Consider the following 17,970-nt stretch of genomic DNA (forward strand, 5'->3'; position numbering starts at 1 on the left):
GCGTGGCGGTCTTTCAATAGATGACGACAGGGCAAAGCGGGGCGGCCTGGCCCCGGGCGGGCGGCGCGAGGATGGCGGCGTAACGGGCGGGCAACTGCTCAAAGGGCAGGGTGGGGCCGCACAACACGTCCAGCACAGGGTCGCGCAACAGGTCGAGTGCCAGCGCCATGCGCTCGGCATGCGTGCGGCGGCCGCGCATGGCGGGAGACACGGCGCCCACCTGGGTGGACAGCAGCCGCAGCCGCTTGCTGTGGAAGGCTTCGCCCAGCGGCAGGCCGATCTCGGCATCGCCGTGCCAGGAGGCTTCCAGGATGCGGGCCTCGAAGGCCGCGCGGGCAAGCGCCAGACGCAGGCCGGCGGCGCTGGCGGAAGCATGCACCACCAGCTCCTGCTCCGCCGGCGCTTGGTCCGGCGTGGCGAAGCGGGCGCCCAGGCGCTCCACGACCTCACGCCGCAGCGGGTCCGTGTCGGCCACCGTGACCACCGCGCCGGGAATGCGCGCCAGCAGCCAGGCGGCCAGCAGCCCCACCACGCCGCCGCCCACCACCAGCACCCGCTCGCCCGCCAGCGGCGCGGCGTCCCACAGGATGTTCAGCGCGGTTTCCATGTTGGCGGCCAGCACGGCGCGGTGGCTGGAAACGCCGTCCGGCACTGGCACGCACAGGCCGCGCGGCGCCAGGAACAGGTCCTGGTGCGGGTGCAGGCAAAAGACGCGGTGGCCATCGGCCAGCGTGCCCACCGCCGCGTAGCCGTATTTCACCGGAAACGGAAAATCGCCGGCCTGCAGCGGCGCGCGCATGATGGCGTGCTGGCTGGGCGGAACATGGCCCGACAGCACCAGCCGTTCCGTGCCGCGCGAGATGCCACTGGCCAGCGTTCGGACCAGCACCTGGTCGGGTGCGGGCACGGGCAGCGTTTCCTCGCGGATCTCGCATTGCCCGGGGGCGGTGGCCCAAAGGGCGCGCGCCCTCACGGCGTGGCCTCGCAGATCGTCGGGCGGGCGCGGTGCAGGGCGATGTCGAACAACACATCCTCCCCCAGCGTGTGGACGCCCCAGGCGAAGCGCAGCCCATCCGCGATGCGCGCCGCCTGCGGCAGGGTGAAGGCGGGAATGCCCGAGCCCAGCAGCACCGGTGCCACCGTGACATGCAGCCGGTCCAGGCAGCCCGCCGCCAGGAAGCGGGACACGGTCAGCCCGCCGCCTTCCACGAAGATGCGGCGCAGCCCGCGCGCCGCCAGGGCGGCGAGCAGGGCCGGCAGGTCCAGCCCGCCGGCGGCGTTGCGCGGCAGGCGCAGCACCTCGGCCGTGCCGTGCGGGTCGTGGCCGGGGGCATCGGTGGCGCAGGCCAGCAGGGTGGGCGGACCCTCGCGAAAGACGCGATAGCCGGTGCCAAGGCGCCGGTCGGTATCGACCACCACCCGCACGGGGCTTGGGCCTTGGCATTCGCGGGTGGTCAGGCGGGGGTCGTCATGCTTCACGGTGCCGGCGCCGACCAGCACCACGTCGCACAGCGCGCGCAGCCGGTGGGTGTGCAGGATGTCGCCGGGGCCGCCGATCCACTGGCTGGCGCCGCAGGCCGTGGCGATGCGCCCGTCCAGCGTTTGCGCCAGCCGGCCCAGCACGGTGCAGCCATCCGGCGCGGTGGGCGGGGACAGCACGGGCGCGAAAAGCCGGCCGAGCGGACCATCCGGCACGACGCCGGCCCCGCCGCGTGTCGCGAGCAGGGCTGGCCATTCGGCGGATTCGGTCATGGCGTCCATCGGCGGCAGCCTAGCGCGGCTTGCCGCCGAAGGCGATCAGGCCGGCAGGATGCCGCGGCGCGCATCCGCGCGGCGCAGCCAGGCCACCAGGGGCAGGGCCAGCAGGATCATCCACAGCTTGCCCAGCACCTGCCCAGGCAGGAAGGACAGGTCGCCAAAGGCGATGAACAGGAACGCCACGCTATCCACCACCAGCCCGGCGAGGCCGGACAACAGCACCGCCAGCACCAGATGGCGCCGCTGCAACGGCGTGTAGACGGCGAGGTCCACCGTTTCGCTGATCAGAAAGGCGGCGGCCGAGGCCACCACCAGCGCGGGCGGCGCCAGCGTGGCCGAGATGGCGGTGCCGGCCAGGATGGCGAGCCAGGCCCAGCCCAGGCCGAGGCGCCGCTGCACCAGGTCGCGCAATACCAGGGCGAGGCCGATCATCAGCACGCCGGAGGGTGCCATGACGCCCGGCGCCACCGGGATCAGGCACGGGCCCTGTGGCACGCAGACGCTGCCGGCGTTGCCGATCAGCCAGTTCGCGGCGGGGATGGTCAGGCCGAATGCCACGAGGGCGGCGAAACCCTCCAGCCGGCGGGTGTCGGTCATCTTGCGAGTTTTCCCATGACGGGGCGGGTGCATCCGCGTGTTGGCCGCGCGGCGAACCCCCGCGCGTCAGGTGCCCGCTCGATACTCCGCGAAGCCCTTCGCGCGCAACTCGCAAGCCGGGCAGGTGCCGCAGCCGTGGCCCCAGGCGTGGCGGTGCGCGCGGTCGCCGAGGTAGCAGGTGTGGGTGTCTTCCACGACCGCCCCGACCAATGCGGCGCCGCCGAGCCGCTCGGCCAGCCGCCAGGTCTCGGCCTTGTCGATCCACATCAGCGGCGTGTGCAGCACGAAGCGCTTCTCCATGCCGAGGTTCAGTGCCACCTGCAGCGCCTTGATGGTATCGTCCCGGCAGTCGGGGTAGCCGGAAAAATCTGTTTCGCACACGCCGGTGACGATGTGACGCAGGCCCCGGCGAAAGGCCAGCGCGGCGGCGAAGGTCAGGAAGATCAGGTTGCGGCCGGGCACGAAGGTGTTGGGCAGACCATCCGCCCGCATGGCGATCTCGGTGTCCCGGGTCAGCGCCGTGTCGGACACCGCGGCCAGCGCGTCGAGCTTCAGCGTGTGGTCCTCGCCGAGCTTCGGCGCCCAGGCGGGAAAGCCGCGGGCGATGTCGGCGCGAAAGGCGGCGCGGACCTCCAGCTCCACCCGGTGGCGCTGGCCGTAGTCGAAGCCCAGCGTTTCCACATGGTCGAAGCGGTCCAGCGCCCAGGCGAGGCAGGTGGCGGAATCCTGGCCGCCGCTGAACAGCACCAGCGCACGTTCGGTCATGATGTCGTCTCCAGTCGTTGCACGGCCCAGCGGGCGGCATCGGCCACCACCTCGGCCGGGTCGTCGCACAGCGCCCGCGCCACCTCGCGCAGCGTGGGCGAGCCGGAATTACCGATGGCGTTCAGCACGTTGCGCACGAAGCGGTCGCGCCCGATGCGCTTGACGGGCGAGCCGGAAAACAGCGCGCGGAACGCCGCGTCATCCAGCACCGCGAGTTCCGCGAGGCGCGGCGCGTTCAGGTCTTCCCGCGCCACCAGCGCGGGCTCGGCCCCGCGCTGCGCGAACTTGTTCCAGGGGCAGACGGCGAGGCAGTCGTCGCAGCCATAGATGCGGTTGCCCATGGCCACCCGGAATTCCTCCGGGATCGGCCCCTTGTGCTCGATGGTCAGGTAGGAAATGCAGCGCCGGGCATCCAGCCGGTAGGGGCCGACGAAGGCATCGGTCGGGCAGGCCGAGAGGCAGCGGGTGCAGCGCCCGCAATGGTCCACCTCGGCGCCGTCGGGGGCGAGGTCCAGGGTGGTGTAGATCTCGCCCAGGAACAGCCAGGAGCCGAATTCGCGGGACACCAGGTTGCTGTGCTTGCCCTGCCAGCCGATGCCGGCCTCTTGCGCCAGCGGCTTTTCCGCCACGGGGGCGGTGTCGACGAAGACCTTCAGCTCACTGCCGCGCCATTCCTCGACCATCCAGCGCGCCAGCATCTTCAGCCGCTTCTTGACGACGTCGTGGTAGTCGCGGTGCCGGGCATAGACGCTGATGCCGCCGCGGTCCGGCTGCCGCAGCACCGCCAGCGGGTCCTCCTCCGGCCCGTAGTTCATGCCGAGCGCGATGACCGAGGCGGCCTCCGGCCACAGCGCCTTCGGCTGGGCCCGCTGCTCGGCGCGGTCGGCCAGCCAGCCCATCTCGCCCTGCATGCCGGCGGCCAGAAAGGCGTCCAGCCGCGCCCGTACCTCCGGCCCCAGATGCGCGGGCGCGAAGCCCACCGCATCGAAGCCGATTTCCAGCGCCTTCGCGCGGATGCGGGCGGCGTTATCCCCGGCCACGGTAGTTGGGCACGTCCTGGTTCGGCACCCAGACGCCCTCGGGCGGCGTGCCGGTTTGCCAGAAGACGTCGATCGGGATGCCGCCGCGCGGATACCAGTAGCCGCCGATGCGCAGCCAGTGCGGCGACAGCGTTTCGACGAGGCGCGCCCCGATGCCCACCGTGCAGGCCTCGTGGAAGGCGCCGTGGTTGCGGAAGGAGGTGAGAAAGAGCTTCAGGCTCTTGCTTTCGACAATCCACTCATTGGGGATGTAGTCGATCACCAGATGCGCGAAGTCCGGCTGGCCGGTCATCGGGCAGAGCGAGGTGAATTCCGGCGCGGTGAAGCGGATGCAGTAGCGCAGGCCGGGATGCGGCGTGGGCACGCGCTCCAGCACCGCCTGCTCCGGGCTGGCGGGCTGCGCGGTCTGGCTGCCCAGCATCGTCAGGCCGGACACGTCGTGGCTGCTGCTCATGCGGCGATCTCCCCCTTGGCGGCCCAGCCGGCCTCGATGGCGGCGGCCTCTTCCTCGAAGCGGCCGGCGACGATGGCGGCGCGCAGGCGGGCCATCAGCGTCTGGTAGTAACGAATGTTGTGCCAGGTCAGCAGCATCGGCCCCAGCATTTCCCCTGCCTTGAACAGGTGGTGCAGGTAGGCGAGCGTGTGGCGCGTGCAGGCCGGGCAGTCGCACTCCGGGTCCAGCGGCTCCAGGTTGTCCGCATGCTTGGCGTTGCGCATGTTCAGAATGCCGGCGCTGGTATAGCCGCGCCCGGTGCGGCCCGAGCGGGTCGGGATCACGCAGTCGAACATGTCCACGCCGCGCCGCACGGCGCCGATCAGGTCGGAGGGCGTGCCGACGCCCATCAGGTAACGCGGATGCGTTTCCGGCAGCATGGGCACGGAGAAGTCCAGCGTGCGGAACATCTCCTCCTGTCCCTCGCCGACGGCCAAGCCGCCGATGGCGTAGCCTTCGAAGCCGATGTCGGTCAGCGCCTTGGCGCTTTCGGCGCGCAAATCCTCGAAGGTGCTGCCCTGCTGGATGCCGAACAGCCCGTAGCCCTCGCGCGGGGTGAAAGCATCGCGTGAGCGCTTCGCCCAGGCCATGGAGAGCCGCATGGCGCGGGCGGCTTCCTCATGGCTGGCCGGAAAGTGAATGCACTCGTCGAAGCACATGGTGATGTCGGCATCCAGCAGGTGCTGGATCTCGATGCTCCGCTCCGGCGTCAGGCGGAACTTCTCGCCGTTGATGTGGCTTTGGAAGGTGACGCCGTCCCTGTCCATCTTCCGCAGCTTGCTCAGCGACATCACCTGGAAGCCGCCGGAATCCGTCAGGATCGGTCCCTGCCAGTCCATCATCTTGTGCAGGCCACCCAGCCGCCCGACGCGCTCGGCGCCCGGGCGCAGCATCAGGTGGTAGGTGTTGCCCAGCACGATGCTGGCGCCGGTGGCGCGCACCGCATCCGCCGTCATGGCCTTGACCGTGCCGGCGGTGCCGACGGGCATGAAGACCGGCGTCTGCACCGCGCCATGCGCGGTGTGCAGCGTGCCGGCGCGGGCATGGCCATCGCGGCACTGGCAGCTCCAGGACAAAGTCACAGGGCATTCTCCCGGAACAGCAGGCTGGCATCGCCGTAGGAATAGAAGCGATAGCCCTGGGCCACCGCGTGCTCGTAGGCCGCGCGCATCCGCGCCGTGCCGGAAAAGGCCGACACCAGCATGAACAGGCTGGACTTCGGCAAATGGAAGTTGGTCAGCAGCACGTCCGCCGAGCGGAAGCGGTGGCCCGGCAGCAGGAAGATGTCGGTCAGCCCCTGGAAGGGGTGGATGGTGCCGGCCTCGTCCACCGCGCTTTCCAGCAGCCGCAGCGCGGTGGTGCCGATCGCCACGATGCGCCCGCCCGCCGCGCGGGTGTTGTTGATGGCGGCCGCCGCCTCCGGCGTCACCTCGCCCCATTCGGAATGCAGCCTGTGGGCGCGCGGGTCCTCAGTGCGGATCGGCAGAAAGGTGCCGGCGCCGACATGCAGCGTCACTTCCACCTGCCGCACGCCGCGCGCGGCGAGCGCCTCCAGCAGACCAGGGGTGAAGTGCAGGCTGGCGGTGGGCGCCGCGACTGCGCCGGGCTGGCGCGCGAAAATCGGCTGGTAGTCGGCGCGGTCCTGTTCGGTCGGGCCATCGGGGCGGGCGATGTAGGGGGGCAGGGGGATCTCGCCCGCCTTTTCCAGCGCCGCCGCCAGCAGCGCCTGGTCGGGGCCGAAGTCCAGCAGCACGGCGCCGCCCTCCTGCTTCTCCAGCACGCGCGGCGCCAGCTCCGGCGCGCCGTCGATGGCCAGCACGTCGCCCGCGCGCAGCTTCTTGGCGCCGCGCACCAGGGCGTGCCAGGTGCCGCCGGCCTCGGCACGGTTCAGCATGATCTCGATCCGCGCCTCGCCACGCCGGGCCCGCAGCCGGGCGGGGATGACGCGGGTGTCGTTGACCACCATCAGGTCGCCGGGGCCGAGCAGGCCGGGCAGGTCGGCCACGCCGAGGTCGCGTGTCCCGGCCGGTTCCACCACCAGCAGGCGCGCGGAATCGCGCGGCCGCGCCGGGGCCTGGGCGATCAGCGCCTCCGGCAGGGCGAAGTCGAAATCCTCGGCCCGCAACGGGGGGAGGGCGGGTGCATCGGTCTGGGTCATGGGAACCCGCGGGCGGTAGCGGAGGGGAAACGGAAGCGCAAGCAAAGCCTCGACAGGGCAGGCTTGCCCCCGCAGGCTGGCGAACAAAACCGGGAGGCGGCGGATGATCCGATTTGAGCTGCGGGGGCGGCGGGCGCTGGTGACGGGCGGTGCCTCCGGCATCGGGCTGGCGGTGGTGCGGATGCTGGCCGGGGCCGGCGCCCGCGTGGCGGTGAACCACCTGCCGGGCGACGCGCGGGCCGAAGCCGTGCTGGCCGAGCTGCGGGCCGGCGGCCACGACGTGCTGGCAGCCCCCGGCGACGTGGGCGACGCGATGGACGGCCCCCGCATGGTGGCGGATGCCATCGCCGCGCTGGGCGGGCTGGACTTCCTGGTCAACAACGCCGGCACCCCCGGCACCAGCACCCTGATCCCGCCCGCGGCGCTGGACCGCATGGACGAGGCGCTGTGGCGAACGGTGCTGGAGGTCAACCTGCTGGGCACCTTCCGCTGCGCCAAGGCGGCGGCGCCCGCGCTTTCGGCGGCGGGCGGCGCGGTGGTCAATGTTGCCTCCATCGCCGGCATCGACAGCCCGGGCAGCTCCATGGCCTATGGCGCCAGCAAGGCCGGCGTGATCAGCCTGACCAAGAACCTCGCGCGCGCTCTCTCGCCCGCCGTGCGGGTCAACGCCGTCGCCCCCGGCGCGGTGGACAGCCCCTGGATGGTGGAATGGACGGAGGAACGCCGTGCCGCCTCCGCCGCCAAGGCCCTGCTGAAGCGCCGCTGCCAGCCGGAGGACCTGGCCGAGGTGATCCTGTTTCTGCTGGCCGGCGCCGGCATGGTCACGGGGCAGACGCTGGTGGTCGATGGCGGGCTGACGCTGGAAGCCCGCTGACCTAGGCTGGCACCGTGCAACACCGGAGCCCGCCGCCATGCCCGAAGCCGATACCGCCCGCTTTCTCCAGGACCTGCACGAGCTGCGGCGGATCGGCGCCTTCAAGACGGGCGTGCACCGCCCGACCTACAGCCCGCAGGACATGGAGTCCCGCCGCTGGCTGATGGACAAGATGCGCGAGGCGGGGCTGGAGGCCTCCATCGACGGCATCGGCAACGTGTTCGGCCGCCATCCCGGCCCCGGGCCGCACCTGCTGGCCGGCAGCCATATCGAGAGCCAGAACGAGGCCGGCTGGCTGGACGGGGCGCTGGGCGTGGTGGGTGCCCTGGCCATGGCACGCGCCGGGCTGCCGGTGGACGTGATCGCCTTCGCGGACGAGGAAGGGCATTTCGGCAGCTTCCTGGGCAGCCGGTCCAGCATCGGCGAGCTGGAGGAGGCGGAGATCGACGGGCAGGTGGGCGCCGGCGGCCAGAAGCTGCGCGATGCGCTGGCCGGCGCCGGGCTGTCCGGCCTGCCGCGCCTGCAACTCGACACCGGCCGCTACAAAGGCTTCCTGGAAATGCACATCGAGCAGGGCACGCAGCTGGAGCGCGCCGGGCACCAGGTGGGCGTGGTCACGGGCATCGTCGCCATCTGGCAATACAAGCTGGTGGTGACGGGCATGCAGGACCATGCCGGCGGCACCACCATGGCCGAGCGGCGCGACGCCGGGCTGACCGCCGTGCGCCTGCTGGCCGCCATCGATGCCGAGTTTCCCCGCCATTGCGGCCCCCGCACGACCTGGACCTGCGGGCGCATCGCGCTGGACCCGGGGGCGTCCAGCATCATTCCCGGCCGGGCCGAGGTGCTGTTCCAGTTCCGCGACATCGAGACGGAGGTGCTGCAGCGGCTGGACGCGGCGCTGCGGCGCCTGGTGCAGGACAGCAACCGGCGCGAGCGCTGCGAAACGGAGCTGCGGATCCTCGGCCGCTCCACCCCCGCCCTGAGTGACGAGCGGCTGATGGCATCGCTGGACGCGGCGGCCGAGGCCGCGGCGCCCGGGCGCTGGCAGCGCCTGCCCAGCGGCGCCGGGCACGACGCGCAGTACATGGCCCGGCACATGCCGGCGGTGATGCTGTTCGTGCCCTCGATCGGCGGCATCAGCCACCACTGGGCGGAAAACACGGCGGACGAGGATCTGGCGATGGGCGCCCGCGTCCTGGTGGACGGCGCGGCGCGCTTTCTGGCGGCCGCGGGCTAGCTACATCTCCACCCATTGCCGCAAAAGGTTGTGGTAGCTGGCGGTCAGCGCCAGCACCCCCGCGTCGTCGTCCGGCAACTGCGCCCGCACCCGGCGGATGCCCTGGTCCAGGCCATACAGCAGGCCACGCCGGCCATCGTCCTTCACCATGGACTGGATCCAGAAGAAGCTGGCCCATCGGCTGCCGCGGGTGACGGGCCGGACGCTGTGCAGGCTGGTGGCGGGGTAGAGCACCAGGTCGCCGGCATCGAGCTTGATGCTCTGGGTACCGTAGGTGTCCTCGATCACCAGCTCGCCGCCGTCGTAGTCGCCGGGCGGGGACAGGAACAGGGTGGAGGACACGTCGGTGCGCAGCCGCCCGCCACCGGGCACGTGGCGGATGGCGTTGTCCACGTGGGCGCGAAAGGTCATGCCGGCGTCGTAGCGGTTGAACATCGGCGGATAGACCCGCAGCGGCAGCGCGGCCGCGGTGAACTCGGCGTTGCGCCCCAGCGCGCGCAACACCAGCTCGCCCAGCTGGCGCGCCTGGGGCGAGGCCTCGGGGACCTGCAGGTTGAACTTGGCGAGGGCCGACTGCTCGCCGGCGGTGGCGCGGCCGTCGGTCCATTCGGCGGCTTCCAGCACGGTGCGGCAATGCGCCACCTCGTCCGGCGACAGGAGCTGGGGGATGCGGATCAGCATGCGGCGGGCCTCGCTTGGCAGGAACGGCGGAAGGGGCCGCGCGGGCGGCCCCTTCCGGGTCGGCACGGCAGGGTGGCGTCAGAACTCGGCGTTCAGGGACACCAGCACGGTGCGCCCGGCGGCCGGCAGGACGCGGGTGCCGAACAGCGAGCCGTAGTTGCGCTCGTCGGAAAGATTGTAGCCGTTCACCTGGACGCGGAGGTTGTCGTTGATCTTGTGCGAGATCACCCCGTCCAACGAGAAGTTGGCCGGCGCCTCGGCCGTGTTGGCGGCGTTCAGGAACACCTTGTCCCGCCAGGTGAAGCCGCCGCCGACCGTGAGGTTCCAGGGCTCGCCGCGATTGATCTCATAGGTGGTCCACAGCGCTGCCGCGTTCTCCGGCACGTACTGCACCCGCTTGCCGACATTGGCGGCGGTTCGAGATTGACGGGTTTCGCTGTCCATCGCGGTGTAGCTGGCATTGATGGTCCAGACCGGGGTGATCAAGCCGCTGATGCCCAGCTCGATGCCCTGGTTGCGCTGGACATCCGAGGACGCGAACCGTTCGCCCCCCAACGGGTCGACATCCTCGGCGTTTTTCTTGTCCACGCGGTACAGCGCACCGGTCAGGCCCAGGCGGCCGCCGTCCAGCACGTTGATCTTGGCGCCGATCTCATAGACCGTGTTGCGCTCCGGATCGTAGTTGCTGCGGAAGCCGCCGACGGTCGAGGGCTGCGTGAAGAACAGCGAGCCCGGCGGTGTCGAGGAGGTGGAGTAGCTGGCGTAATAGGTCTGGTTGCGCGTTGGCTCGAAGATCACGGCGGCGCGCGGGTCGACCGAGGTGGAATCGCCGTCGATGTCGCTGGTCAGCACCTGCCCGGGGGCCCCGGCGGTGTAGTCCGTTTCATAGCGGGTGACGCGCACGCCGCCGACGACCGACAGCTCCGGGATCAGCCACAGCCTTTCGTTCACAAAGGCACCGTAGGCGGTGACCTCGCCATTCCGCTTGTTGGTCGGGCCCGTCAGGCCGCGGCGGGGGAAGACGGATTGCGGCCGCAGGTTGGTGGTCGCGGCGGTGGTGTAGCCGAAGCCCTCGCGGTCGGTGTCCTGGTGCCAGATGTCGATGCCGCCCGTCAGCTCGTGCCGCAGCGGGCCGGTGGTGAACTTGGCGGTGGCGGTGGTGACGTTCTGCAGGGCCCAGGTCTGCTGGCTGTAGGGGTTGCCGGCGCCGCTCGGCGTCAGGGTCGGGTTGCCGCCGCGCAGGAAGCTGGTGGTGCAGGCGGCATCGCAGCCGACGATGCTGTAGGCGAAATCGCGGTCCACCCAGGTGGCGCGCGTGTCGTTGGCGATGGTCAGCCATTCATTGGCCTGGTGCGACAGCCGCGCGGTCAGCCGGTCCACCTGCACGCGGTCGCGGTCGTTGCGGCTGCCGTACCAGGTGCTGCGCGGCAGGCCGTATTCGGTGATGGGGCGGGCGATCCGCTGGCCCGGCAGCGTGATCAGCGGCACGCCGGCATCGGTCGGCACGTCGTATTCATAATGCAGGTATTCGGCGGTGAAGGTGGTGTCGGTGCCGAGCCCGAAGGAAACCGAAGGCGCCACGCCCCAACGGTGGCCGGTGGGACTGTCGCGGTCCACCGCGCGGTTGGCCTGGCCCATCAGGTTCAGCCGCACCGCGCCGGTGTCGCTGAACTGCTTGTTGAGGTCCAGCGTGCCGCGCGCGAAGGGGCCGCTGCCGCCGGTGACGGTGGCGCCCAGGCTGTCGCCCAGGTGCGGGGTACGGCTGCCCACCGCGATGGCGCCGCCCACCGTGCCGGTGCCGAGTGCGTAGCCGGACGGGCCCTTGATGACGGACACGTCCTCGAAGGTGAAGGCGTCGCGCTGGTAGGAGCCGAAGTCGCGCAGCCCGTCGACATACACGTCGTCCTGCGCGCTGAAGCCGCGGATGCGGAACTGGTCGCCGTTGACGCCGCCATTGCCTTCACCGATCGAGACGGTCACGCCGGGGACGTTGCGCAGCGCCTCTTCCAGGGTCGTGACGTTCTGTTGCTCCAGCACCTCGCGCGGGATGACGGTGATGGTTTGCGGCGTGTCCTGCACGGTGCCGGGCAGGCGGTTCACGGGCGCGGCGCGGCGCAGGGTGTTGGGGGGTGCCTCGCCCTGCACCTGCACGGTGGGCAGCATGACCGGGGCTTCCGGCGTGCTGTTCGCGCCCTGGGCCATGGCGCCGGCCCCCATCGGCACGGCCATGGCGGCGCCGGCCATCATCGCCGCCTGGGACAGAGTGCCCGTGCGGCCTTCCCCCCGCGTTGAACCGTGCCGCCCAGACCCCTGACGCCGTGCCATGATCGCCTCATTAGTTGAGAATGAGTTTCATTATGATTCGCAGAAAAGGCGAGCGTCAACGTGGCGGCACCGAGATCGCCTCGTTGTGGCAGCAAAGACACAATCGACCGCGTGCCCCCGGTGCGGGTGGGGCTGCCCGGACCGCCCGGCTGTGCCATGCTGCGCCGAACCGGAGGCCCATTGCCGATGCACCGCCGCCTGTTGCTCGCCGCGCCCCTGGTGCTGGCGGCGTTTCCCGCCCGCGCCGTGCCGGACGAGGCGAGCCTGCGCGCCCTGAACAAGGCGGTGGTGGAAGGCGCGGTGCTGCCCGGATACCGCGGCTTCGCGTCGGCCGCGGGCGGCTTCGCGGCAGCGTTGGCGGCCCTGGCCAAATCCCCGGGCGAGGCGGCGCCGCTGGCGGCCGCGCGCCAGAACTGGGCGGAGGCGATGCTGGCCTGGCAGGCGGTGCGCGCGCTCCGCTTCGGTCCGGCCGCGATGTTTAGCCGCGCGCCGCGCGTGCAATCCTGGCCGGGGCCGGGAGACGTGATCGGCCAGTCCCTGGACACCGCCGTGCGGCGGCGGGACGCCACTCTGCTGGAAGTGCGGTCGGACACTTTGTCCAACGTGGCGACGCTGGGCCTGCCGGCGGCCGAGCGGCTGCTGTTCGGCCCGGAAGCCGCGTCCCGCCTGGCCGCCGCCGATGCGGAGGCCGCGTACCGGGCCGCGTTGCTGGGCGCGATCGGTGCCACCCTGGCCGCGATCGGGCGGGACCTGCTGGAAGCCTGGGCCGCTGGCCCGGAACCCTTCGCCAGCGTGATGATCGACCCGCGGCCGCCTTATGCCGCGCCGCGCGATGCGACGCAGGAGCTGCTGCGGGCCTTGCAGCTTGCGGTGCGCCAGGTGGCGGGCCCCGCCCTGGCCGACGCTTTGCAGGCCGGGTCGATGGACCGGCTGGAAAACTGGCGCGCCGGTTTGTCCGGGCGGGCATGGGTGGCGCAGATGGCGGCGGCCCGGCAGATGTTCCGCTCCGGCTTCGCGCCAGCGCTGGAACGCGACGGGCAGGGGGCGCTGGCCTTGTCGCTGGGGCAGGAATTCGACCGGGTCGTCCTCGCGGCGACATTGCCATGGCCGGCCGAGGCGGCGTTCGGCGAGGCGGTGCCAGAACGCCGCGCCACGCTGCGGGCCTTGCAGCAGCAGGCCGCCGCGCTGGCCGATCGGCTGGCCGGAGAGCTGGCGCCGGCCCTGGGGCTGCCCACCGGCTTCAGTGCCTTGCCCGTTGATTGACCCTGCCATTCGCCCATTTCCCGCAGTGCACAATCTGCCCTAGAGAGCCGGCAGAACAGCAGCGGAGCGCGCGGCATGGCGATGGAAGACAGCGGGCTAGAAGAATTCTTTGCCGGCTACCGGCAGTTCCGCACCGAGGTATGGCCCGAGCGGCGCAAGCTGTTCGAGACGCTGGCGCGCGATGGCCAAAGCCCGCGTGCCCTGGTGATCAGCTGCTCGGACAGCCGCGTCGATCCCTCCATGGTGTTCGGCGCCGCGCCGGGCGAGCTGTTCACTATCCGCAACGTCGCGAACCTCGTGCCGCCCTACCAGCCGGACGGCGACTACCACGGCACCTCGGCAGCGCTGGAATTCGCCGTGCGGGTGCTTCAGGTGCCGCGCATCATCGTGCTGGGGCATGCCATGTGCGGCGGTGTCCACGCTTTGCTGAACGGCTTTCCCGTCACGGCGCAGGACTTCGTGGAGCCCTGGATGCGCATTGCCCGCCAAGCGCGGGAACGGGCGCTGGCCTGCGAGCCGGCGGACGCGCAAACGGCCTGCGAGCAGGAAACCGTTAAGCTGTCTCTGCGCAATCTTCGGGGCTTTCCGTGGGTGGCGGATCGCCTGGCGGACGGCAGTCTGCAACTGACCGGTGGCAGCTTCGACATCCGCACCGGCATTCTCTCAATCCTCGGTGACGACGGAAACTTTCACCCGGCTTGAGCGTTGCTGTGTGGGCCGTGCCGCACGAATGGCGCGGGCGTGCCGCAACTTCGCCTTCAGCGCAGTGTTCGCTGGCCACTTGAATTAGGGGATTTTTCAGAACGTGACCCGCCGCGACGCCCTTTTGGCCGCCGTATCGCTTTCCACGCTCTTCATGGCGGAGGAAACGGCGCACCTGTCCGAAGCGCACGCGGCAGGCCCCAATGAATTGCCCTTCGATCCCGGCAGCACGGTGCGCGAGGCCGCGCGCGCTTTGGCGGCGCAGCCCTACAAGGCGCCGCCCGACGCGCTGCCCGGCCCGCTGTCCGATCTCGGCTACGACCAGTACCGCGACATCCGCTTCCGCCCGGACCAGGCGCTGTGGCGCCCGGAAGGGCTGCCGTTCCAGATGCAGCTGTTCCACCGCGGCTTCTTGTACAAGTCGCGCGTCGACATGTACGAGGTGGCGGACGGCCTGGCGCGGCCGATCCGCTACACCCCGGATCTGTTCACCTTCCAGAACATGCAGCGTCCGCCGAACGAGGATCTGGGCTTCGGTGGCTTCCGTCTGCACGGCCCCATCAACCGCTCGGATTACTACGACGAGATCTGCGCTTTCCTCGGCGCCAGCTATTTCCGCGCGGTCGCCAAGGGGCAGATCTACGGCCTGTCCGCCCGCGGGCTGGCGCTCAACACGGCGGAAGGCAGGGGCGAGGAATTCCCGCTGTTCCGCGCCTTCTGGGTGGAAAAGCCACGCGAAGGCGTCAACGCCATCACTGTGCACGCGCTTCTGGACAGCCCGTCCTGCGCCGCCGCCTTCCGCTTCGCCATCCGCCCTGGCACGACCACGGTGTTCGATGTGGAATCCACCGTGTTCCCGCGCGTGGACATCACCACCGTGGGCGTCGCGCCGCTGACCAGCATGTTCTGGTTCTCGCCGCTCAACCGCACCGGGCGCGACGACTGGCGCCCCGGCGTGCATGACAGCGACGGCCTGCTGCTGCTGACCGGCCGGGGCGAGCGTATCTGGCGCCCGTTGAACAACCCCCGCGACCTGCAGATCTCCGTGTTCGGCGACAGCAATCCGCGTGGCTTCGGCCTGATGCAGCGGCGCCGTGACTTCGCCTCCTACGAGGATCTGGAAGCGCGCTACGAGAAGCGCCCGAGCCTTTGGATCGAGCCGATCGGCGACTGGGGCCAGGGTGCGGTGCATCTGATCGAGATCCCGACCAGCAGCGAGATCCATGACAACATCGTGGCGTTCTGGCGGCCCAAGGACCCGCTGAAGGCCAAGGGCGAGTACCGCTACACTTTCCGCATGCACTGGTGCAATGAGGCTCCGGTCGATACGGCGCTGGCGCGCATCACCGCGGTGTATTCCGGCGCGGGCTCGCAGCAGGGGCTGCGCTACTTCGTGTTCGACGCCATGGGTGGAGCGCTGCGCGACCTGCCGGCCGATGCCAAGCCGGAGCTGGTTGTCACCGCCAACAGCGGCGAGATCCGCAACGCCGTGGCCTATCGCAACCCCGAGAACGGTGGCTGGCGCGTCGCGTTCGAGCTGGCCCCGGGCGATGCCAAGTCGGTGGAACTGCGGGCCGAGCTGCGGCAGGGTCAGATGCCGCTGGCCGAAACCTGGTTGTATCGATGGACGGCCTAGGGCGCGACAGCGGCTGGCGCGCGCTGCCGCCCGAGGCGCCGCTGGACATGCCGGTGCAGTCGTTGCGCGCCAAGCCGCAGCGCCGTGCCGGCGGCATGCCGTCCCGCCCCGTCGCGGGCTGGCTGCGCCGGCTGCTGGTGATCGGCGGCGCGGTGTTGCTGACGCTGTTCGCGGCGCGCGAGATGTCGCTGGTGCTGAATTCCGGTAAGCCGACGGTGCTGGAAGCTCTGGTGCTGGTGCTGTTCGTGGTGCTGTTCGCCTGGATCGCGCTGTCCTTTGTCAGTGCCTGCTGCGGCTTTGTGCGGCTGATCGCCGGGCCTGACCGGCGGCTCGGCATCGAGGCGTCCGGCCCGCCGCCGATCCCGCAGACCGTCACCGCGCTGCTGATGCCGACCTACAACGAGGACCCGTCCCGCGTCATGGCGGGGCTGGAGGCGATCCATGCCTCGCTGGTCGCGGCCGGCGCCACGCATCGCTTCCACATCTTCATCCTGAGCGACAGCACCGAGCCGGGCGCCTGGATCGCGGAGGAAGCCGCGTTCCTGGACCTGCGCCGCCGCACGGGTGACGAGCAGAACATCTTCTATCGCCGCCGCCCCAAGAATACCGAGCGCAAGGCCGGCAACATCGCCGAATGGGTGCGCCGCTGGGGCGGTGCCTATCCGCAGATGCTGGTGCTGGACGCCGACAGCGTGATGGAGGCCGACACCATCCTGCGCCTCGCCGACGCGATGGAACGGCACGAAGATGTGGGGCTGATACAGACCCTGCCGATCATCACCGGTGGCTCCACGCTGTTCGCCCGCATGCAGCAGTTCGCCGGGCGCGTGTATGGCCCGCTGATCGCCGAGGGCATCGCCTGGTGGCACGGCGGGGAAGGCAACTACTGGGGCCACAACGCCATCATCCGCACGCAGGCCTTCGCTTCCGCGGCGGGGTTGCCGGACCTGCCCGGGCGCAAGCCCTGGGGCGGGCACATCATGAGCCACGATTTCGTGGAAGCGGCACTGATGCGCCGTGCCGGATGGGCCATCCACATGGTGCCCTGGCTGCGCGGCTCCTACGAGGAAAGCCCGCCCTCGTTGATGGACCTTGCGGTGCGGGACCGCCGCTGGTGCCAGGGCAACCTGCAGCACATGGCTGTGCTGCCGACGCGCGGTCTGCACTTCGTCAGCCGCCTGCACCTGATGACCGGCATCGGCAGCTACATCACCGCGCCGATCTGGCTGATCTTCTTGGTCACCGGCGTGTTGCTGTCGCTGCAGGCCCGCTTCATCCGCCCGGAATACTTTCCCGCCGGGCCAACGCTGTTTCCGGAATGGCCGACTGTGGACCCGGTGCGCGCCATGTGGCTGTTCATCGGCACCATGGCGCTTCTGCTGGCGCCCAAGCTGATGGCGTGGTTCGCGTTGCTATTCCATGCCCGCGACCGGCGCGGCAGTGGCGGCGCGCTGCGCATGCTGGTGTCCATGCTGATCGAAACGGTGATCGCGGGCCTCCTCGCACCCGTCACCATGCTGACCCAGAGCTACGACGTCGTTTCGATCCTGATGGGCCGCGATTCCGGTTGGTCCGCGCAGCGGCGTGACGATGGCAGCATGCCGCTCGGGCAGATCGCGCGGCTGTACTGGCGCCACACGGTGTTTGGGCTGGTTTTCGGCGGCATTGCCTGGCTGGTGTCGCCTTATCTGGCGTTGTGGATGTCGCCGGTGGTGCTCGGGCTGACGCTAGCCATTCCCTTGGCCTGGATCACCGCCGGGCGCGGCATCGGGCTGGGATTGAAAAGGCTGGGCCTCCTGCTGGTGCCGGAGGAAAGCGCCACGCCCCGCGTGTTGACCGATGCCGTGGCCTTTCGCCGCGACCGGGCCGGCACGCCGCTGCCCGCCGGCCCTGGCGCGCTGTTCCAGGAACCGGCGTTGCTGGAAGCGCACCGCCGCATGCTGCCGGCCCCCCGCCGGCCACGCCAGGACCCGATCGACCCCAACCTGCTGGTCGGTCTGGCAAAGGCCGAAGAAGCGCAAAGCCTGGATGAGGCACTGGGGGGCCTGAACCGCGCCGAGCTGGCGGCGGTGCTGGGCCACGCGGACGGGCTGGACCGCCTGCAGGCTCTGGCCACGCGCTAGCTTAGCCCCTGGCGCACGGCCGCGGCCTGTGCCTGATAGGCCTGCCGCGCCAGCGTACCGCTGAGCGGCGATACCACGGCTGTCGGCTGCTTCACCGCCGCATCGCAGACCTCGGGCAGGGCCGTGCTGCCGCCCGGTGGGGACACCGCGGCGAGCGCGACCACCGTGGCCGGGTCCTGGCCCGGCACCGGCAGGCGTTGAATGGCGTCAAGGCAGGCGTTCATCAGCCCGGACGCGCTGTTGGCGGTTACCATCATGGCGGGAAATCCTCATGCCGTGGTGCATGGCTCAGTCCATGCTTCGCTGCTCGGTGTA

At 70.7% G+C, this 17,970-nt stretch carries 17 protein-coding genes; 6 read left to right on the forward strand and 11 right to left on the reverse strand.

From position 1 onward, the window contains the following. Positions 1 to 13: 13 nt before the first annotated feature. The 8 genes from IAI59_RS10065 to queA all read right to left on the reverse strand — a co-directional run bounded on the left by IAI59_RS10065 (position 14) and on the right by queA (position 6,811). Entirely contained in the window at positions 14 to 973 is a 960-nt protein-coding gene (locus tag IAI59_RS10065) for a zinc-dependent alcohol dehydrogenase (RefSeq protein WP_207416405.1), read from the reverse strand. After that, complete coding sequence (locus IAI59_RS10070; RefSeq protein WP_237180567.1) at positions 970 to 1,761, reverse strand: RibD family protein; 792 nt, start codon at positions 1,759 to 1,761, stop codon at positions 970 to 972. The genes IAI59_RS10065 and IAI59_RS10070 overlap by 4 nt, the downstream gene beginning before the upstream one ends. Before the next feature lie 36 nt (positions 1,762 to 1,797). Continuing rightward, positions 1,798 to 2,355 carry a VUT family protein gene (locus IAI59_RS10075; protein ID WP_207416406.1) on the reverse strand — a complete coding sequence of 186 codons (558 nt, stop codon included), beginning with the start codon at positions 2,353 to 2,355 and terminating at the stop codon, positions 1,798 to 1,800. Positions 2,356 to 2,421: 66 nt separating this feature from the next. Continuing rightward, the gene (queC, locus tag IAI59_RS10080; RefSeq protein WP_207416407.1) at positions 2,422 to 3,120 is read right to left on the reverse strand and encodes a 7-cyano-7-deazaguanine synthase QueC; all 699 of its coding nucleotides are present in this window, start codon (positions 3,118 to 3,120) and stop codon (positions 2,422 to 2,424) included. After that, positions 3,117 to 4,160, reverse strand: coding sequence for a tRNA epoxyqueuosine(34) reductase QueG (gene queG / locus IAI59_RS10085; protein WP_207416408.1), 1,044 nt, complete (start codon positions 4,158 to 4,160; stop codon positions 3,117 to 3,119). The genes queC and queG overlap by 4 nt, the downstream gene beginning before the upstream one ends. After that, positions 4,147 to 4,614, reverse strand: coding sequence for a preQ(1) synthase (queF, locus tag IAI59_RS10090; RefSeq protein ID WP_207416409.1), 468 nt, complete (start codon positions 4,612 to 4,614; stop codon positions 4,147 to 4,149). The genes queG and queF overlap by 14 nt, the downstream gene beginning before the upstream one ends. After that, on the reverse strand, positions 4,611 to 5,735 hold the full coding sequence (tgt, locus tag IAI59_RS10095; RefSeq protein ID WP_207416410.1) for a tRNA guanosine(34) transglycosylase Tgt: 1,125 nt from the start codon (positions 5,733 to 5,735) through the stop codon (positions 4,611 to 4,613). The genes queF and tgt overlap by 4 nt, the downstream gene beginning before the upstream one ends. Beyond that, complete coding sequence (gene queA, locus IAI59_RS10100; RefSeq protein WP_207416411.1) at positions 5,732 to 6,811, reverse strand: tRNA preQ1(34) S-adenosylmethionine ribosyltransferase-isomerase QueA; 1,080 nt, start codon at positions 6,809 to 6,811, stop codon at positions 5,732 to 5,734. Before queA ends, tgt begins: the two co-directional genes overlap by 4 nt. A gap of 103 nt (positions 6,812 to 6,914) precedes the next feature. On the opposite strand from queA, the gene IAI59_RS10105 reads away from it, so the two are divergent. Then, positions 6,915 to 7,685 carry an SDR family NAD(P)-dependent oxidoreductase gene (locus IAI59_RS10105; RefSeq protein WP_207416412.1) on the forward strand — a complete coding sequence of 257 codons (771 nt, stop codon included), beginning with the start codon at positions 6,915 to 6,917 and terminating at the stop codon, positions 7,683 to 7,685. 37 nt (positions 7,686 to 7,722) lie between these two features. Beyond that, positions 7,723 to 8,925, forward strand: coding sequence for a Zn-dependent hydrolase (locus IAI59_RS10110; RefSeq protein ID WP_207416413.1), 1,203 nt, complete (start codon positions 7,723 to 7,725; stop codon positions 8,923 to 8,925). On the opposite strand, the gene IAI59_RS10115 is transcribed toward IAI59_RS10110, so the two are convergent. After that, positions 8,926 to 9,606 carry a Fe2+-dependent dioxygenase gene (locus tag IAI59_RS10115; RefSeq protein WP_207416414.1) on the reverse strand — a complete coding sequence of 227 codons (681 nt, stop codon included), beginning with the start codon at positions 9,604 to 9,606 and terminating at the stop codon, positions 8,926 to 8,928. A gap of 78 nt (positions 9,607 to 9,684) precedes the next feature. After that, positions 9,685 to 11,850, reverse strand: a complete 2,166-nt coding sequence (locus IAI59_RS10120) for a TonB-dependent receptor (RefSeq protein ID WP_237181104.1) — start codon at positions 11,848 to 11,850, stop codon at positions 9,685 to 9,687. Positions 11,851 to 12,117: 267 nt separating this feature from the next. On the opposite strand from IAI59_RS10120, the gene IAI59_RS10125 reads away from it, so the two are divergent. From IAI59_RS10125 to mdoH, 4 genes are all read left to right on the forward strand, one after another. Beyond that, positions 12,118 to 13,194, forward strand: a complete 1,077-nt coding sequence (locus IAI59_RS10125; protein WP_207416416.1) for an imelysin family protein — start codon at positions 12,118 to 12,120, stop codon at positions 13,192 to 13,194. Positions 13,195 to 13,269: 75 nt separating this feature from the next. Further along, on the forward strand, positions 13,270 to 13,896 hold the full coding sequence (locus IAI59_RS10130) for a carbonic anhydrase (RefSeq protein ID WP_207416417.1): 627 nt from the start codon (positions 13,270 to 13,272) through the stop codon (positions 13,894 to 13,896). Between the two features lie 91 nt (positions 13,897 to 13,987). Continuing rightward, positions 13,988 to 15,532 (forward strand): OpgD/OpgG family glucan biosynthesis protein, encoded by a 1,545-nt coding sequence (locus IAI59_RS10135; protein ID WP_408887605.1) that lies wholly within the window; start codon positions 13,988 to 13,990, stop codon positions 15,530 to 15,532. Continuing rightward, complete coding sequence (gene mdoH / locus IAI59_RS10140; RefSeq protein WP_207416418.1) at positions 15,520 to 17,655, forward strand: glucans biosynthesis glucosyltransferase MdoH; 2,136 nt, start codon at positions 15,520 to 15,522, stop codon at positions 17,653 to 17,655. Before IAI59_RS10135 ends, mdoH begins: the two co-directional genes overlap by 13 nt. On the opposite strand, the gene IAI59_RS10145 is transcribed toward mdoH, so the two are convergent. Further along, positions 17,652 to 17,912 carry a hypothetical protein gene (locus IAI59_RS10145; RefSeq protein WP_207416419.1) on the reverse strand — a complete coding sequence of 87 codons (261 nt, stop codon included), beginning with the start codon at positions 17,910 to 17,912 and terminating at the stop codon, positions 17,652 to 17,654. The two genes, mdoH and IAI59_RS10145, sit on opposite strands and share 4 nt — an antisense overlap. Between the last annotated feature and the right edge of the window lie 58 nt (positions 17,913 to 17,970).

It is taken from the genome of Roseomonas haemaphysalidis (assembly GCF_017355405.1).
In the GTDB taxonomy this organism is placed as follows: Bacteria; Pseudomonadota; Alphaproteobacteria; order Acetobacterales; family Acetobacteraceae; genus Pseudoroseomonas; species Pseudoroseomonas haemaphysalidis.

Coding starts and splice junctions, on each gene's coding strand:
- IAI59_RS10070 (WP_237180567.1), bottom strand. CDS start 1,761: ATGGACGCCATGACCGAATCCGCCGAATGGCCAGCCCTGCTCGCGACA.
- IAI59_RS10075 (WP_207416406.1), bottom strand. CDS start 2,355: ATGACCGACACCCGCCGGCTGGAGGGTTTCGCCGCCCTCGTGGCATTC.
- queC (WP_207416407.1), bottom strand. CDS start 3,120: ATGACCGAACGTGCGCTGGTGCTGTTCAGCGGCGGCCAGGATTCCGCC.
- queF (WP_207416409.1), bottom strand. CDS start 4,614: ATGAGCAGCAGCCACGACGTGTCCGGCCTGACGATGCTGGGCAGCCAG.
- queA (WP_207416411.1), bottom strand. CDS start 6,811: ATGACCCAGACCGATGCACCCGCCCTCCCCCCGTTGCGGGCCGAGGAT.
- IAI59_RS10105 (WP_207416412.1), top strand. CDS start 6,915: ATGATCCGATTTGAGCTGCGGGGGCGGCGGGCGCTGGTGACGGGCGGT.
- IAI59_RS10110 (WP_207416413.1), top strand. CDS start 7,723: ATGCCCGAAGCCGATACCGCCCGCTTTCTCCAGGACCTGCACGAGCTG.
- IAI59_RS10115 (WP_207416414.1), bottom strand. CDS start 9,606: ATGCTGATCCGCATCCCCCAGCTCCTGTCGCCGGACGAGGTGGCGCAT.
- IAI59_RS10120 (WP_237181104.1), bottom strand. CDS start 11,850: ATGGCCGGCGCCGCCATGGCCGTGCCGATGGGGGCCGGCGCCATGGCC.
- IAI59_RS10125 (WP_207416416.1), top strand. CDS start 12,118: ATGCACCGCCGCCTGTTGCTCGCCGCGCCCCTGGTGCTGGCGGCGTTT.
- IAI59_RS10130 (WP_207416417.1), top strand. CDS start 13,270: ATGGCGATGGAAGACAGCGGGCTAGAAGAATTCTTTGCCGGCTACCGG.
- mdoH (WP_207416418.1), top strand. CDS start 15,520: ATGGACGGCCTAGGGCGCGACAGCGGCTGGCGCGCGCTGCCGCCCGAG.
- IAI59_RS10145 (WP_207416419.1), bottom strand. CDS start 17,912: ATGATGGTAACCGCCAACAGCGCGTCCGGGCTGATGAACGCCTGCCTT.